The sequence below is a fragment of the Endozoicomonas sp. ALB032 genome (assembly GCF_049310125.1).
Taxonomy (GTDB): Bacteria; Pseudomonadota; Gammaproteobacteria; order Pseudomonadales; family Endozoicomonadaceae; genus Endozoicomonas_A.
Map to the genome: position 1 here is coordinate 6,054,979 of NZ_JBLYNW010000001.1, position 17,132 is coordinate 6,072,110.

General features: G+C 49.5%; 9 protein-coding genes. 6 read left to right on the forward strand and 3 right to left on the reverse strand.

The features are described from left to right. Window positions 1–97: 97 nt before the first annotated feature. Entirely contained in the window at window positions 98–4,975 is a 4,878-nt protein-coding gene (locus tag ACO6VG_RS22690; protein WP_422475758.1) for an NAD-glutamate dehydrogenase, read from the reverse strand. 906 nt (window positions 4,976–5,881) lie between these two features. On the opposite strand from ACO6VG_RS22690, the gene ACO6VG_RS22695 reads away from it, so the two are divergent. The 6 genes from ACO6VG_RS22695 to ACO6VG_RS22720 are packed head-to-tail and all read left to right on the forward strand — an operon-like array spanning window position 5,882 to window position 13,159. Next, a complete protein-coding gene (locus ACO6VG_RS22695; RefSeq protein ID WP_422475760.1) occupies window positions 5,882–6,844 on the forward strand; it encodes an AAA family ATPase in 963 nt (320 codons plus the stop codon). A gap of 14 nt (window positions 6,845–6,858) precedes the next feature. Then, window positions 6,859–7,794 (forward strand): DUF58 domain-containing protein, encoded by a 936-nt coding sequence (locus ACO6VG_RS22700; RefSeq protein ID WP_422475762.1) that lies wholly within the window; start codon window positions 6,859–6,861, stop codon window positions 7,792–7,794. Further along, on the forward strand, window positions 7,791–8,318 hold the full coding sequence (locus tag ACO6VG_RS22705; protein WP_422134375.1) for a DUF4381 domain-containing protein: 528 nt from the start codon (window positions 7,791–7,793) through the stop codon (window positions 8,316–8,318). Before ACO6VG_RS22700 ends, ACO6VG_RS22705 begins: the two co-directional genes overlap by 4 nt. Next, the gene (locus tag ACO6VG_RS22710; protein ID WP_422138400.1) at window positions 8,311–9,345 is read left to right on the forward strand and encodes a vWA domain-containing protein; all 1,035 of its coding nucleotides are present in this window, start codon (window positions 8,311–8,313) and stop codon (window positions 9,343–9,345) included. Before ACO6VG_RS22705 ends, ACO6VG_RS22710 begins: the two co-directional genes overlap by 8 nt. After that, window positions 9,342–11,438 carry a VWA domain-containing protein gene (locus ACO6VG_RS22715; RefSeq protein ID WP_422475764.1) on the forward strand — a complete coding sequence of 699 codons (2,097 nt, stop codon included), beginning with the start codon at window positions 9,342–9,344 and terminating at the stop codon, window positions 11,436–11,438. Before ACO6VG_RS22710 ends, ACO6VG_RS22715 begins: the two co-directional genes overlap by 4 nt. Then, window positions 11,432–13,159 carry a BatD family protein gene (locus tag ACO6VG_RS22720; protein ID WP_422475766.1) on the forward strand — a complete coding sequence of 576 codons (1,728 nt, stop codon included), beginning with the start codon at window positions 11,432–11,434 and terminating at the stop codon, window positions 13,157–13,159. The genes ACO6VG_RS22715 and ACO6VG_RS22720 overlap by 7 nt, the downstream gene beginning before the upstream one ends. On the opposite strand, the gene ACO6VG_RS22725 is transcribed toward ACO6VG_RS22720, so the two are convergent. Together ACO6VG_RS22725 and ACO6VG_RS22730 are read right to left on the reverse strand one after the other, a co-directional pair. Further along, window positions 13,156–15,030 carry an F-box/WD repeat-containing protein gene (locus ACO6VG_RS22725; RefSeq protein WP_422475768.1) on the reverse strand — a complete coding sequence of 625 codons (1,875 nt, stop codon included), beginning with the start codon at window positions 15,028–15,030 and terminating at the stop codon, window positions 13,156–13,158. The two genes, ACO6VG_RS22720 and ACO6VG_RS22725, sit on opposite strands and share 4 nt — an antisense overlap. A gap of 151 nt (window positions 15,031–15,181) precedes the next feature. Continuing rightward, window positions 15,182–17,020, reverse strand: coding sequence for an F-box-like domain-containing protein (locus tag ACO6VG_RS22730; protein ID WP_422475770.1), 1,839 nt, complete (start codon window positions 17,018–17,020; stop codon window positions 15,182–15,184). Window positions 17,021–17,132: the final 112 nt, after the last annotated feature.

The window sequence follows — 17,132 nt, forward strand, 5'->3', positions numbered from 1 at the left end:
GTGCCTTCTATATTCACTGCTCCTGGCCTCCATGTCTGAGTGATAGATCATACACGACGATAAAATAATATTTCTGGTATAGGTCTCACTTAATCATTCACTTAATAGTTTGTACCGGTAGGCTGCTCGCCTGAGCCAGCCCCATCAGCTCCCGATTGGCCACAGTAAACATCACCATTTCGTGCACACTGGCATTACGAATTTCGGATAACATAGCCTGCCAGCGAGCCACCAGCCCCTGGTGCTGCACCATCCATTCATCCAGCTTCAGAGTAAGGTCTTCCTCTTCACTGCCGGTATTGAGTAATGCAACCGTCAAAGCGATCTGCTGCCAGGTCAACTCGTCACGAATACTATTACGGGCTAATGACTGCCAGTGATTGGTCACCTCTATATTGCCCAACTGTACGCTGTACCAGTTCAGCTCCAGCCGCTCACCCACTGCAAAGTAAGTCCGGGCGACCTTTTCTATAGGTTGCCCGGTCTGATCGGCGGCCTGAATAATTGACAGGGCACTCAACAGGTGTCTCAGGCTACAAACGACTTTGGCCAGATTTTTTGGCACCTGATGACTGTTCATCTCAGCCATTTTGCTATCCAGCTCTTCTCTCTCGGACTCACTGAGGTATTCAGTAAACGACTCGATAAAGCTACTGATCAGTGGACCAAAATGTTCAATACACTCTGCTGCTACCAGATCCTGACGTTTGAGCTGGATAAACCAGCGGCTGGCACGACGGGTCAGTTTGATCAGCGACACCATCATTTGCTGCTGCAGACTGCTGGGAATCTGGTTATCCATATTTTCGATGGCCTGCCAGTAATCAGAGATACCGAAAACCTCCCGACTGACCATAAAGGCCCGGGCAATCTCCGCCGCACTGGCACCGGTGGTCTGATGAACCCTGAGCACGTGAGTGATCCCCATCATGTCAATCATATGATTGGCTGTCTGGGTTGCTACAATTTCCCTTCTCAGACGGTGTTGATCAATCTGTTCTGAAAACTTTTCTACCAGAGTATCAGGGAAAGAGGTATGCAACTCACGGGTCATGTAGGGCTCATCAATCACATCCGAACTGATCAGTGCTTCCTTGAGGTCCGCTTTACTGTATGAGATCAACAACGACAATTCCGGACGGGTTAACCCCTGACCCGCTGACAACCGTTCTGCAAGGGCTTCATTATCAGGCAGGAACTCAATAGACCGGTCAAGTTTGCCTTCCCCTTCCAGGTACTCCATGAAGCGTCGGTATTCATCCATGCGATTACGGACTTCTAATTCTGCCAGGGAAAGCGCCTGAGTTTGGCGATAGTTATTGGAAAGAACCAGTCTGGAAACATCGTCGGTCATGCGTTCCAGTAATGCATTGCGCTGTTTCACGGTCATGTCACCACTGGCGACAATATCGTTGAGAAGAATCTTGATATTTACTTCGTGGTCAGAGCAGTCAACCCCACCAGAATTATCAATAAAGTCTGTATTCAGTGCGCCACCCTGCAGGGAATACTCAACCCTTCCCAACTGGCTGAGACCCAGATTACCACCTTCACCTACCACTTTGGCCCTGAGCTCACAGCCGTTGATACGCAGTGGGTCATTGGCCTTGTCACCGACATCGGCATGACTTTCATTAATGGCTTTCACATAGGTGCCAATACCACCATTCCAGATCAAATCGACGGGAGCCCTTAACAGCGAACGTATCAATTCATTAGGCGTCATTCGGCCTGCTTTGATATCAAAGCGCTCCTTCATTTCGTTTGAAATGGTTACGGACTTGGCGTTGCGGGAGAAGATCCCACCGCCCCTGGAAATCAGAGACTTGTCATAATCCTGCCAGCTGGAACGGGGAAGATTAAATAACCTCAGCCGTTCAAGATAACTGCGATTTACATCAGGGTTTGGATCCACAAATATGTGTTGATGGTTGAAGGCAGCGACCATTTCCAACGTTTCAGAAGAGAGCATACCGTTACCAAAAACATCCCCGGACATATCCCCGACGCCAATGACCGAGATGGGATCTTCCTGAACATTCACTCCCCGCTCACGGAAATGACGCTGTACCGAAACCCAGGCCCCTTTGGCGGTAATACCCATTTTCTTATGGTCATAACCGACACTGCCTCCGGAGGCAAAAGCATCGCCCAGCCAGAAGTCGTATTCGTGAGCAATCTCATTGGCAACGTCTGAGAAAGTGGCGGTTCCCTTATCAGCTGCCACCACTAGGTAAGTATCATCATCGTCATAAAATACGACAGACTTCGGATGGATAACATCGGATTCAGAAAGATTATCAGTGATATCCAACAAAGCACGAATAAACGTCTGATAACAGGCCACCCCTTCTTCCATGATGGCTTCGCGATGACCATCTACCGGCAGCTGTTTGGCAACAAAACCTCCTTTGGCACCCACCGGAACAATCAGGGCATTTTTGACCTGCTGAGCCTTGACCAGACCCAGAACCTCAGTCCGGTAATCTTCCACCCGGTCAGACCATCGCAGCCCTCCCCGCGCGACTTTGCCACCCCGGAGGTGGATACCTTCTACCCTGGGCGAGTAAACAAAAATTTCGTAAAGTGGCGTCGGCTTTGGAATATCAGGAATTTCCCGTGGTGACAATTTATAGGAAATATACGACTTTGTATTACCATCAGAATCAAGCTGGTAGAAATTGGTTCTCAGGGTGGCCATGATCACACTCTGAAAACGGCGAACAATCTGGTCTTCAGTGAGCACCGTCACCTGATCCAGAGTCTCAAGAATCCCTTGCTGAATCTGCTGCTGTCGTCCAAGCCGTTGGGAGTTGGACAGAGACAACTCTGGGTTAAAGCGTGTTTCGAACAACGCCACCAGCATGCGAGTAATTTCTATATTGTTGCATAAGGTTTCAGCAATATAAGTTTGACTGAACCCCATCCGAATCTGTTTGATGTACCGGGAATAGGATCGCAGCATGGCTACCTGACGCCAGCTCATACCACAAGCCAGCACCAGCAGATTAAACCGGTCATTCTCAGCTTCCCCGAACCAGACCTTTTCAAATGCCTCCTTGAAGGTCTTGTCAACTTTCTGGATATCCATCGACTTTTGTGGGTCATAGCACAACAGGAAGTCATGAATCCAGATGAGCTGACCATCGCTCTTGCGAATCAGGTAGGGATACTCAGCCAGCACCCTCAGCCCCAGGTTCTCAATAATCGGGATCTGGTCAGCCAGTGGCAGTGGTTCGATATAGTGATACAGCTTGAAATGAATACGGCCAGGCTCATCGTCCAGAGAGCGGTAGAATCCCATAGACAGTGATGATTTTTCATTGATGCGCTCAAAGTGTTCAACATCAACAACCGCTGACTCTGGCGAAAATGCCTCTTTGTAACCGGCAGAAAATCCTGAGGCATATCTGGCAACCAGCTGATTGCCCTTGGCTTCGCCATTGGATTCCAGAAGCGCTGAACGAAACTCATCAATCCAGGAGCGGGTGGCCAGGGTCAGCTCATCATTGATCGCCTCCAGATCATACTCAATTCGCCCACGCAGCTTGAATATAAAATGCACCCTGGCCAGAACAGACTCGGAAAAATACGTGGTGAACTCCGAGTCAACCGCACAGAGCCGCTGGCAGAGAATCTCTTCCATCTTGAGCCGCAGGCTGGTGCTATAGACATCTCGGGGGACAAACACCAGTGCGGAACAAAAAGTGCCATAAGGATCCTGACGGATATAGATCCGGATCTTCTTGCGCTCCTGAATCCTGAGGATAGACATTGCCGTGGTGAACAGTTGCTCTCTGGGTGTCTGAAACAGTTCATCACGGGGGAAAACTTCCAGAACCTGTTCCAGATCCTTGCCATGATGGCTCTTTGGATCCAGTCCGGAGCGCTCAATAACCTCACGGGCCTTGTGATTGATATAAGGTATCGAGAAAGGACTCTGACGATAAACCGGAGAGGTATACAGCCCGACAATCCTGGCTTCACCCACTACCGAACCGTCCTCTGCAAATTGCCTCACAGTAATGAAGTCAGGATAGGCGGGACGATGAACGCTGGATCGAACGGCTGCCTTGGAGAAGGAAAGCCAGTCTTTCTGTTCAAAGAAATCTTTTTCTACAAAAGGTTCCAGTTCGAGCTGACCGATTTCCCCCTTGTGGGTGGTTCTCAAAAGTCCCAACAATGAATCGGAAGGACGAATAATCTGTCGCTGACCTTCACTTTCTGACACTTTGAGCTCTTCGTAACCAAGAAACGTGAAGTTGTTGTTTAACAGCCAGTTCAGAAACTCCTTAACCTGCTCTGCCTGCCCCCCGACCATAGAGCTTGCCAACTGTTCGACACGACTCGAAATAGACCTGTAGTCTTCAACCACCCTGGCCACATCAGCCATCACTGCGGCCACCTGCTCGGCGATGACCTCAAGCTCTTCTTCATTATCCTGGCGATCAATCTCTACGAAGATAATCGCTTCCCTGTGAACCGTGGCCTCGGTGTTCATATCGAACACCAGGTTAAACTGGCTGTCCCTGCGGTTATGAATGACGGTATTGCGCAGGTTATGTATGGTCAGGCCACGCTCATTCAATTTCATTCTGAGGGAGTCCACCAGGAAAGGCATATCCCGGTGAATCAGTCTGAGTATGGTATGGGTTGAGTGCCAGCCGTGATGGGGATAATCCGGATTCAATACCTCTATTTCCGGACGCTCAGGATCATGGTGCTGGATAAACTTCCAGAACGAAAGGGTTGAACCCAGAAGGTCCCGACGCCGGCATTTGTTCAACTCCCGTCGGATATCCATGAAATAGTACTGATATACAAACTCACGAAGAGCTTCTTTCTGCTGTTCGGGTATCTGGGGGCTTAACTCCTCAATAATTTTGTCCAAATACTCCTTTCGTTCCAAAGTCTCGTGATGACCCATGCTGGCATCTCCGGTTAAGAAAAATGTATTGCCAAGGCCCGTTGACATCCTTGTCAGCCTGATAATGACTATGTCAACAGCTTCTGAATAATAGCGGTTCCGTTCGAGAAATCTTTTGGCAGGGATGGGCACAATGAACAGGTTTATAGCCTGAAAGGAAACTTTTCAGGGAAAGACGCTGTCTAAAGTGAATTCACCCGACCTGTTACTAACTTATCGGCCTTTGCACTCTTATAAAAGAGTCTTGAGTCTCTCTGTCCAGAATTCGAAAAGAAGTTGTCAGATAACGGACAGCTTCCCATGGACGACTAGACCTGAGCGGCTACTGAACCTATATTACAAATTCTCTACCTGACTGTAGGTAAAGACCGTGGGCTTTGCCCAACCGGACTTTCAACATGGAGAATGCTGGCTGGACCCAACGATGAAACCAAATGCAACAGGTAGAACAGGGTGAACCGAACCGGCTAACACTATCAAAGCCTTACTAGGAGCCTGACCGAGAATAGCGCCCGTAGCGAGGACGTCAGAAAATTAAGGATGAAAATTCGGTTTTGTGAGGAGAATAGCGAGCTATTTGACGAACAAAAGCGGATTTACAGACCAATTTGCTGCCGCCGCAGTAGGGCAGTCTATTCTCGGTCAGGCTCCTAGGAGGCTGACCGAGAATAGCGCCCGTAGCGAGGACGGCAGAAAATTGAGGATGAAAATTCGGTTTTGTGAGGAGAATAGCGAGCTATTTGACGAACAAAAGCGGATTTACAGACCAATTTGCTGCCGCCGCAGTAGGGCAGTCTATTCTCGGTCAGGCTCCTAGAGGCATCTTATAAAAGCAAGATGAATAAGATATCTGTTGTCGCTGTTCGGATACGGTAACGAACTCATATAATCACAGGCAGCTGTCAGGCATGTCCACCGCTCAGCCGCCAGAAGCTATCCGGGATTCAAGATTCTATGTCTAACAATTCAGTATTGAATGAACTCAGGCAGTACCTGTGTAACAGTATTATCGGACAGGAGCATCTGGTAGACCGTTTATTGATCACCCTGCTGGCCGATGGACACTTGTTGGTCGAAGGCGCCCCGGGCCTGGCAAAAACCCGGGCCGTCAAGGCCCTGGCCGACGGTCTGGAGGCTGGATTCCACCGTATCCAGTTCACACCGGACCTGCTGCCGGCAGACGTTACCGGTACCGATATTTATACCCCTGAAGACGGCAGCTTCCACTTCCAGCCTGGTCCTATCTTTCAGAATCTGGTGTTGGCCGATGAGATCAATCGCTCTCCGGCCAAAGTCCAATCCGCTTTGCTGGAAGCCATGGCTGAGCGCCAGGTCAGCGTGGGTCGAAAAACCTATCCACTCCCTAAAGTATTCATGGTTATGGCCACTCAGAACCCGATTGAACAGGAAGGTACTTACCCTCTACCGGAAGCCCAGCTGGACCGCTTCCTGATGCACGTCCGGGTCAGTTACCCCGATGTAGAGTCCGAGCGGCAGATTCTCAGGCTCGCCCGCGGTGAAGCCATGAAGCAGTCTCCGGTAAAACCGGTTACGCCCGTGAGCCAGGCTGACGTTCTGGCCGCGAGACAGGAAACCCTGGCCGTTCACATGGAGCCTGTGGTTGAGGAATACATCGTTCAGCTGATCAATGCCACCCGTCACCCGGCCCTCTACAATGATCGTCTGGGTGAATACCTCGATTACGGTGCCAGTCCCCGTGGTACGATTGCCCTGGATCGCTGTGCCCGCGCCAGAGCCTGGCTGAACGACAGGGATTTTGTCAGCCCGGATGACGTACAGGCGGTTGCCCACGATGTCCTTCGGCACCGTCTTCTGCTGAGTTTTGAGGCAGAGGCCGAAGGAAAAGACGCTGATCACATCATTGATCAGTTACTGAATCTGGTTCCTGTTGCCTGAGCCAGGAGCAAAGAATGAGTGGAGCATACTCGCAACTAAAAGAACTGGTCGGCCTGCGTTTTCAGGCCAGGGAACTGGCCATTTTCCGTCAAAGCCATGCCCGCAGTTTGCTGGCAGGTACAGGCTATTCGCCTTTCAAAGGCAGAGGAATCGACTTCGAGGAAGTGCGGGCTTATCAACCTGGTGACGACATCCGGTCTATTGACTGGCGCGTCACAGCCCGCAGGATGAAACCTCATACCAAACTCTTCAGGGAAGAACGAGAACGCCCGGTTCTGGTTCTGGTTGACCAGAGTCATTCGATGTTTTTTGGCAGTCAGTTGAACTTCAAGTCTGTCACTGCTGTCGAAGCCGGTGCTTTGCTGGCCTGGGCCGCGCTCCAGCACAGTGACCGTATCGGAGGTTTAATTTTTGATGAGCAGGGACTCAGTGAGATTCGTCCCAAGCGTTCCAAAAAAACCCTGATGCACCTGCTCAACAAGCTTGAACATCATAATAAAAGCCTGAAGGCTGAAACCATCTCTCACCAACCACAGGACAACTATCTGGGCAGAGCATTGCGACACGCTCGCAGGGTGGCTCATCCGGGTACTCATATTTTCGTAATCAGTGATTTTCAGCAGCTTGGCGAAGAAGGCTTTCGCCATCTTTCCCGGCTTTCAGGGCATTGTGAGTTAATGGCCATACAAGTGACAGATCCGCTGGAATCTGAGTTACCCACACCCGGACGCTACGACATTACCAATGGCATGCATCAGCAAACCATCAACACCCGCTCCAGACACCTTCGCCAGGAATACCGATCCCGGCATCATCGTTTTCAGAACTCTCTGAAAAACCAGCTTGCCAGTCTCAAGGTGCCGCTACTGGAGCTTGGGGCTGACCAGGATACCGGCTCTCAACTTCAAGCCTGGTTTGGCTCCCGTATAACCCCCCGGAGGTCGGTATGACACCCAATCCTCTGGATCAACTCCGACCCAATCGTCTACCCGACCCGGTCAGTTTCTGGCCGCTGGCTCCCGGCTGGTGGCTATCCGCAGTTTTGATAATAGTGGTTGTCACCCTGACGACCTTATTTGTGGTTCGCTACATTCGTCGAAATCGTTACCGCAGGCAGGCACGCAAACAGGCCCATATTATTTTCAGCGCCTATCAGAATCACCAGAATTCGCTACAGTTTGCCAACGACTGTAACCGTTTACTAAAACAGACAGCACTGCATGCCTACCCGGCCGAAAAGGTTGCTTCTCTTCACGGGACCCCCTGGCTGGAGTTTCTCTCCCGAAAGAGTGGCATCCTTGCATTCAGCGGGGAACCCGGACAGTCTCTGGGCGACGCCCGTTTTCAAAAAATGCCTGTGGCAAACGAAATGTCCACAGAAAAAGAAACGTCCACCGCGAAAGACAAATCAGAGGTTGATGTGAACCAGCTCCATAAACTGACAGTCCGCTGGATCAGGAAACACCATGCTTGAGTTGCAATGGCCCTGGATGTTACTGGCCGCCCCCCTGCCCTGGCTGGTTTATCGTTTTGTAAGCCCCGCCCCCCGTGCCGCTGGTGCAGCTTTAAGGGTCCCTTTTTATCGAGATCTGGCCGATATTGCCGGTGAGCATTCTGAGCACCGGGAAACACTTAAGCGTTGGCAGAGCCTGATCCCCTGGCTGATCTGGATGCTGCTGGTGCTCGCCGCTTCAAGACCGGTCTGGCTGGGAGAAACGGTTCAAATAGAGAGATCAGGAAGAGACTTGATGATCGCCGTCGACCTCTCCGGCAGTATGGAAATCGCCGACATGGAACTGAATGGCCAGGCAGTGAATCGTCTGGTGGTGACCAAACACGTCCTCAACGACTTTATTGACCAACGCAAAGGGGACCGACTTGGGCTGATTCTATTTGGAACCCAGGCCTACCTGCAGGCACCTCTTACCTTTGACCTGAAAACCATTGGCACCCTCATGGATGAATCTACGATTGGCATGGCAGGCAACAAAACCGCCATTGGTGATGCCCTGGGTCTGGCAGTAAAGCATCTTCGTAAACGCCCCCAGGACAGCAGGATTCTGATACTAATGACCGATGGTGCCAACACTGCTGGAGAGATTACGCCTGTTCAGGCTGCAAAGCTGGCCGCTTCAGAAAACATTCGCATTTATACCATTGGCCTGGGAGCGGATGAAATGATTCAGCCAGGCCTCTTTGGTTCATCCATTGGCGCACGTCGGATCAACCCTTCTGAAGACCTGGACGAAAAAACCCTGAAAGAAATTGCAGAGCTCACGGGTGGACAGTATTTCCGGGCAAAAAATACCGAAGGGCTTGAAAAAATATACGACGAACTCGACAACCTGGAGCCTGTAAAGCAGAACAAAGAACGCTTCAGGCCCAGCATAGCGCTGTTTTTCTGGCCTCTGGCACTGGCCCTGATTCTCAGCCTGATTATGGCAACACTGAGAGTCTTTCCTGAAGCATCTATTAGCCAGACAGGGAGGAATCGCCAGTGAATGCGTTTATCAGTCAATTCCATTTTCTACGCCCACTGTGGTTGCTGGCCTTCATCCCGTGTCTGATTCTGCTGATCGCTCTCTGGCGTCAACAGCTGCAGTCCGGAGACTGGAAACGGGTTATCGCCCCTGAATTGTTGCAACACCTTTTACAGGGTCGCAGTAAGAAACAGAGCCGACTCCCGGTCTACCTGCTTCTGGCAGGCTGGATACTGGCCGTCCTGACACTGGCAGGCCCAACCTGGCAAAAAATCCCCACTCCTGTCAACAAGAGCCTTCAACCCATGGTAGTCGTGGTGGATATGTCACACAAAATGTATGCTGAAGACGTTACACCCAATCGACTTTCCAGAGTTCGTTACAAACTGCTGGACCTGTTTAAAATGCGTAAAGACGGGCTTTCAGCTCTGGTGGCCTACGCAGGCTCAGCCCACACTGCGGCGCCCTTAACAGACGACAATCGTACTTTAGCCAATCTGGTTCCGGCGCTGAGCCCCCAGATCATGCCGGAACAGGGAGATAATGCCCTGAAGGGCCTTGAGGAGGCCGTTGAATTACTCAAGCAGGGGGCAGGAGAAGCGGGCGATATCCTCCTGATTACCGACCAGGTTCCAGATACGCAGGTCAGCGAGATACGCTCACTGCTGAAGGATAGCGGCAGCACTCTCTCAATTCTGGGCATTGGCAGCGAGGAAGGCGCTCCCATCAGCCTGCCCGAAGGCGGCTTCCTTAAAGACAAACAAGGCACCATTATTATTCCGAAGAAGGAACGTCAGCAACTGCGTCAGCTTGCACAATCGACGGGTGGCGTTTATGCCGACATGACTCTGGATGATAGTGATTTGCAAGCCGTTCTGCCAAAAGCGGGACTGAATGACAACTCAGTCAGAGTTGAGAGTCAGTTTGACCAATGGCAGGATGTCGGCTTCTGGTTAGTACTGCTGATTTTGCCTCTGGCAATGGCCGGTTTCAGAAAAGGCTGGTTAACTATCTTTCTGGTGGCAGCGATACTCCCCTCGCCCCCGGCACAAGCTTTGGAATGGCATAGTCTCTGGCAAAACAGCAACCAACAGGCTATGGAAGAACTCAACAACAAAAAGCCCGAACAGGCCGCTGAAAAATTCACCCAACCGGACTGGAAAGCTGAAGCTCTCTATCAGGCAGGTATGTACGAAGAAGCAGCCACTGAGTTTGCCCGTTCCGATACCGCTGACGGCTTTTACAATCAGGGCAATGCTCTTTCCCGAGCCGGTAAACTCGATGAAGCGGTAGCAGCCTACAACAGAGCCCTTGAGCTAAACCCTGCCATGGAAGATGCCGCCGCCAATAAAAAGCTGATTGAAGAACTGATAAAGCAGCAACAGCAACAGGGCCAGAACAACAACCAACAGCAGAATCAACAGAATCAACAGAATCAGCAGAATCAGCAGAATCAGCAGAATCAGCAGAATCAGCAGAATCAGCAGAATCAGCAGAATCAGCAGAATCAGCAGAATCAGCAGAATCAGCAGAATCAGCAGAATCAGCAGAATCAGCAGAATCAGCAGAATCAGCAGAATCAGCAGAATCAGCAGAATCAGCAGAATCAGCAGAATCAGCAGAATCAGCAGAATCAGCAGAATCAGCAGAATCAGCAAAAAGATCAGAGCCAGCAGGGTCAGAGTCAACAGAACCCGCAACAGAACTCTGATAATCAACAACAAAGTTCCGACAAGGGTCAGGAAAATCAGCAACAGCAGAACTCTGGTCAACAGAATAAGGAACAAGAACAATCTTCTCAATCCCAGCCAGGCCAACAGCAACAGGAAGATCAGAAAGAACGCTCATACTCTGGTCAGCAGGATCAGGAGTCTGAACAACAGAATCCAGCTGAGAGCAAGCAACAACAAGCCAGTGCCGGAGAGCCTCAGGAACAGGGTGATCAGGCGCAGCAAGCACTGCGATATCCTGAAGAACAGCAAACCACCAGCCCGGACCAGCAAGCCATTGAAAATTGGTTAAAAACCATACCGGACGACCCCGGTGGCCTACTCAGGCGCAAATTCCTTCAACAACAGAGAGAGCAAAAAAGACAACAGGAGCAGTCATGGTGAAGTCAATTTTTTTCAAACTCAGTAAAGTACTGATCCTGCTGACAGGGTTGTTTCTCACTGCACAGGGGATGGCTGCACTGACTGCCTCTGTTGACCGGACTCATCTGGCAGAATACGAGACTCTGGAACTCACCCTCAGAACAGACAGTGATACCAGTGCTGCCCCCGATTTGTCACCCTTGGAAAATGACTTTGACATACTGGGGACCCGCCAAAGTCGTCAGGTTCGAATTATTAACGGTAAAAATGAATCCTGGCGTGACTGGATTATCACGCTGTCACCTAAAAAGTCCGGTCGTTTGCTGATACCCAGCCTGCAATTAGAAGGTATGACTTCAAAAGCTATTCGATTGGAAGTATCCAACACGCCCACTGAACAAAAAGCCGGATCAGGAGGGATCGGCCCGGTTTTCATCCGAACTGAAATCAGTAATGAAACACCTTATGTTCAGGAAGAGGTGATCCTGACCCTGAAGATTTACTATCGGGTCCAGCTTTACGACGACCGTCGACTTTCACCCGTAAATATCGACGGTGCTATTGTGCAACAACTGGGGGAAACCCGGAACTATGATACGGTTATGGACGGTACCCGATACGGTGTCTTTGAACTGAACTTCTCGATTCATCCGCAAAAACCAGGTCCGATGGACATTCCGGGCCTGACTTTTTCAGCCACCATGCCAGACCGCCGGGATACTTTTGGCAGTATTTTTTCAATGAGTGGCAAGCCCGTTGCAGCCCGATCTGCTGAAATCACCCTCAATGTCCGGCCACAACCAGACAGCTTTAAAGGTACGGTCTGGCTGCCTGCTCGAAAACTGACCCTGACCGATGGCTGGAGTGCACCACTGGACAAGGTCAAAGTGGGCGACGCCATCACTCGAACCATTGTTGTGGAAGCTGAAGGACTCACCGGTGTTCAGTTGCCCGCCATTAGCATGCCCAGACTCGACGGCATCAATGCTTACCCGGACAAGTCTGCGACCGATGACAAGGCGACTGACTCGGGTGTTATTGGCAGCCGAATAGAAGCTATTGCCCTGATTCCAACCCGTCCCGGAAAAATTGAACTCCCTCCGGTGCATTATCAATGGTTTGATACCAAAACCCGGACCGAGAAAGTCGCTACCATTCCTGCCAAAACCATTACCGTGCTGCCGTCGGAAAACGGCGAAGTATTAACAACGACTCCAGACATTCCAACCCGGACTACCGAAAAGAATGAAGAAACAGTTTGTCCACCTGTGGTTGCTAATCTCACCACCCAGGGACCAGGCTGGCTTTGGCCTTCTTTATCTGCCTTGTTTGGATTACTCTGGCTGATCACTTTATTGGCATTATGGCGATGCCGGTCTTCCCGAAAGCCGACGATTGAGTCTTCTGCCACCACTGAGCCTCAGGGATTCAATGAGAAAGAAGCCTGGCAAAAATTTGAAAATGCCTGCAATGCCAATGACCTGATTCAGATCCGCCGATGTTTTATTGAATGGGTTCAAGCTCTGTCTGGCAACTCAGGATTGTCGACCATGGACAGGTGTTTGAAAAAACTCAACAGTGATCCATTAGTGGCTTCGTTCAACCAGCTTGAAGCCAGTCTCTATTCAGGTCATGAACAAAAGCTCGATACAAGGGAGCTGATAATGTTGTGTACGCAACTGCGTAAAGAGCAAAAGAACAGCGAGCCAAACAATGGCCTTAACAGTCTTTATCCGGGCTAGGGAGTATTTCTGAGTTCTGAAAACTCTTGTCGGCAGGGTGGTGATTCTGACCGCGTGAGTGAAAGCAATGAATCATTCATGCAAAGTTTATTAATTTGGACCTTGTTACCACAACAGACGGTTACCACATGGCTACAATCGCCACTGAAGGTGGCGGAAATGATCCGATAATCATGAACAATGGTGGCTTTTTCGACCCATGATCCGTCAGCCTTCTGGCCAAAGATTCTCACCGTGTTGCTGTCTTCACTGGCGGTCAACAAATTGCAACCATCGGGGCTGAAGGTGGCTGAGATGACCGGACCTTTATGGGAAAAGTTGGCTTTTTCGACCCATACTCCGTCAGCCTTCTGACCATAGATTTTCACCGAGCCATCCACACATGCCGTCACCACATGGCGACCATCGGGGCTGAAAATGGCTAAGATGACAGCGCCATCATGATTAATAGTACGCTCTACTTCCCATGATCCGTCGTCTTTCTGACCACAGATTAGCGCAATGTCATCATCACTGGCCGTCACCAGGTAGCGGCCATTGGGGCTGAAGGCCGCTGTGTTGACATGGTCACCATGGGAAATGATGTCTTCGTCTTCTTTTCCCCATGATCCATCGTCCTTCCGACAATAGATCTGCACCGTGTTATCGTCACTGGCTGTCAACACATGGCGGCTATCAGCACTAAAGATGGCTGTGTTGACAGTGTCATCATGATCAATGGTGACTTCTGACTCCCATGATCCATAAACGATTTTCACCCTGTTATCGAGACCGATGGTCAACAGATAACGGTTATCGGGGCTAAAGATGGCTGACACTACCCAGCGATTATGGCAAATGGTGACTTTTTCTTCCCATGATCCATCATCCAACTTGCCGAAGATTTTTGCCGTTTTATCACTACTGGAGGTCACCACATAAAGGCTATCAGAGCTGAAAGTGGCGGTGTTGACATAGTGATGATGGTTAATGATAGCTTCTTCTTCCCATGAGCCATTGCTCTTCTGACCATAGATTTTCGCTTTGCCACTGTAACTGGCAGTCACCACATAGCGACTATCTGGGCTGAAGGTGGCTGAGGTGACTGTATTTTTATGGGAAATGACGGCTTTTTTGTCCCATGATCCATCAGCCTTCTGACTATAAATTTTCGCCGTATTATCTCTACTGGCGGTCACAAGATGACGACTATCGGGGCTGAACGTAGCTGAATGAACCTCATCCTCATGAGAAATGGTGAGTTTTTCTTCCCATGTTCCATTAGCCTTCTGACCGTAGACTTTTGCCGTTCCATCATAACTGGCCGTCAGCAGATAGCGGGCATTGGCACTGAATTTGGCTGAGGCAACATAACAACGATGAACAATGGTGGCTTTTGGCTCCAAATTAAACGTTTCACACTGAGACATCAGTCGTGCTCTGGTGAAATAGAATAGTGCAGGAAAATGAGTACTCTCCCGGAGTTCTATAAGTGATTTGACTAATGCTTCATCCTTCGTGAACGGTCGTAGCCTGTTATGGAGTTGTTCTTCATCCTCTGCAGGAAGGGCTTTCTTTAGTTGATATCGGTGCTCTGGAGTAAAGCGGTGATACCAGACCTCTGCCAGAGCATGATTGCTTTTAACAACCTTGTATAAGTAAGTAGATACCTGCTGTAAACGGGTAATATCCCGAAACTCCAGCAAGCGAATAATTTTGAGGGTTAACTCCTCGGGTAAATCCTGCAATAAGACTGTTTTCTTTATCTCGGTATCAGGTATAGCGATGGATCTACCCAAACTGGCACCCGATGGTTCTTCCCCCAATCGTGCGTGCTTGGTTGGGGGTAAGGATGAACCAACCATGTCGGATTTATTAGTTGTAGAATCCACTTCTGGTTTCTCCTAAATGACTATTTCAGGACATTTAAAATTGATATGTAACTTAGAAGTGTTTTTAAAATAAAAGTTCATAACATGTTGTTAAGTGCAAATAACAAAGTTTCTGACTTTCAGCACATTTACAAGGCATCCCCTTTATTCGTCACAGCAAACAATCATTCATCTGCAATTTATTAATTCGCACTTTATTACCACTACTGGTAGTCAGTACATGGTGTCCATCGGTGCTGAAGGTGGCTAATTTGATTGGATCTTCATGGGAAATGATCGCTTTTTCGACCCATAATTCATCGGTCTGCTGACCATAGATTTTTGCCGTTCCATCGTTACTGGTGGTCAGCACAAGGCAGCCATCGTCGCTGAAGGTAGCTGAGGTGACCGAAAGCTTATGGAAAATGATGGCTTTTTCGACCCAGGATCCATCAGCTTTGATACCATAGATTTTCGCCGTGCCGCCTTTATTCTTATCAAAGAGTGTGCATACGCCCTCTACACTGGCCGTCACCACATGACGGCCATCGGGGCTGAAAGAGGCTTCTGTAACCCAGTCATCATGGGGAATGGTCACTTTTTCTTCCCATGATCCATCGGCCTTCTGGCCATAGATTTTCGCCGTGTTGTCAAAACTGGCGGTTACCACATGGCGGGCATCGGGACTGAAATCGGCTGACCTGACTTGACAACCATGGGAAATGATCGCTTTTTGTTCCCATGATCCATCGCTCTTCTGGCCGAAGATTATCGCCGTGTTATCGCTACTGGCCGTCACCACAAGGCCATCACCGGTGCTCACTGCGTTGACTGCACCACTGTGGAAAATGGTGACTTTTTCTACCCATAACCCATCGGCCACCTGGGCATGGATTTTCACCTCATCATCTTCAGTGACGGTCAGCACAAGGCGGCCATCGTCAATAAACCTGGCAAAGTTGACATCGTTATCATGAGAAATGGTGGCTTGAAGTTTCCATGATTTATCATCCTGCTGAGCGAAGATTTTCGCATCATAGTCGTCACTGGCTGTCACCACACGACGGCTATCGCGACTGAATCTGACTGTGTTGATTTTAGCTTCATGAGAAATGATAAGTTTTTCTTCCCATGAACCACCGAAACCCTGACTGCAGATTTTTACTTTGTTATCGTCACCGAATGTCAACACATGGCACCCATCGGGACTAAATATGGCTGAGTCAACCTGATCATCATGGGTTATGGTGATCGTTTCTTCCCATAATCCATTGTCCTTCTGGACATAGATTTTCGCTGTGCCATCATTGCTGGCGGTCACCACATGGCTACCCTCAGGGCTGAATCTCGCTGACTCGACTGAACCTTCATGTTCAATGATGGCTTTTTGATCCCATGATCCATCATCCTCCTGGCCAAAGATTTTTGCCGTGTTATCAAAACTGCTGGTCACCATATAGCGTCCATCGGTGCTGAATCTGGCTGAACTGACAAAGTAATCATGATCAATAACGAGTTCTGTATCTACGTTAAATATTTTGCATTGAGACATCAGTCGAGCTTTGGTGAAATAGAATAGAGCAGCAAAGTAATGCCTATCCCGGCGCTCTATGATTGCTTCGACTAACGCTTTATCCTTCGTAAACGGTCGCAGCCAATGACGAAGTTGTTCTTTATCTTCAGCAGGAAGAATTTTCTCTAGTTGATTTTGATGTGATAAAGAAAAGCGTTGATACCAGGCCTTCGCCAGAGCATGATCGCTTTTGATAACCCCGTGTAAATGAGTAGATACCTGCTGTAAACGGACAATATCCCGAAACGCCAACAAGCGAATAATTTTGATGGTTATTTCCTCGGGCAAATCCTGCAATAAAGCTGTCTTCCCGGCTTCTTTGTCAGGTATGGTGATGGACCTGCCGGCACTGGCACCCGATGGTTCTCTCTCCAATGGAGTGCTCACAGGTGGCCGTAAGGGTGAATCAATTACTCCGAGGTTATTACTGGAATGCACGTCTGGCTGCTCCTGAGTTAGTCCATTTTAATTAACAGAGAAGTTGGAAAATTGATGTGACCAGTTAGAGTCGGTTTGGAAATAAAAGTTCATTACAGGGTGTTAATTGCAG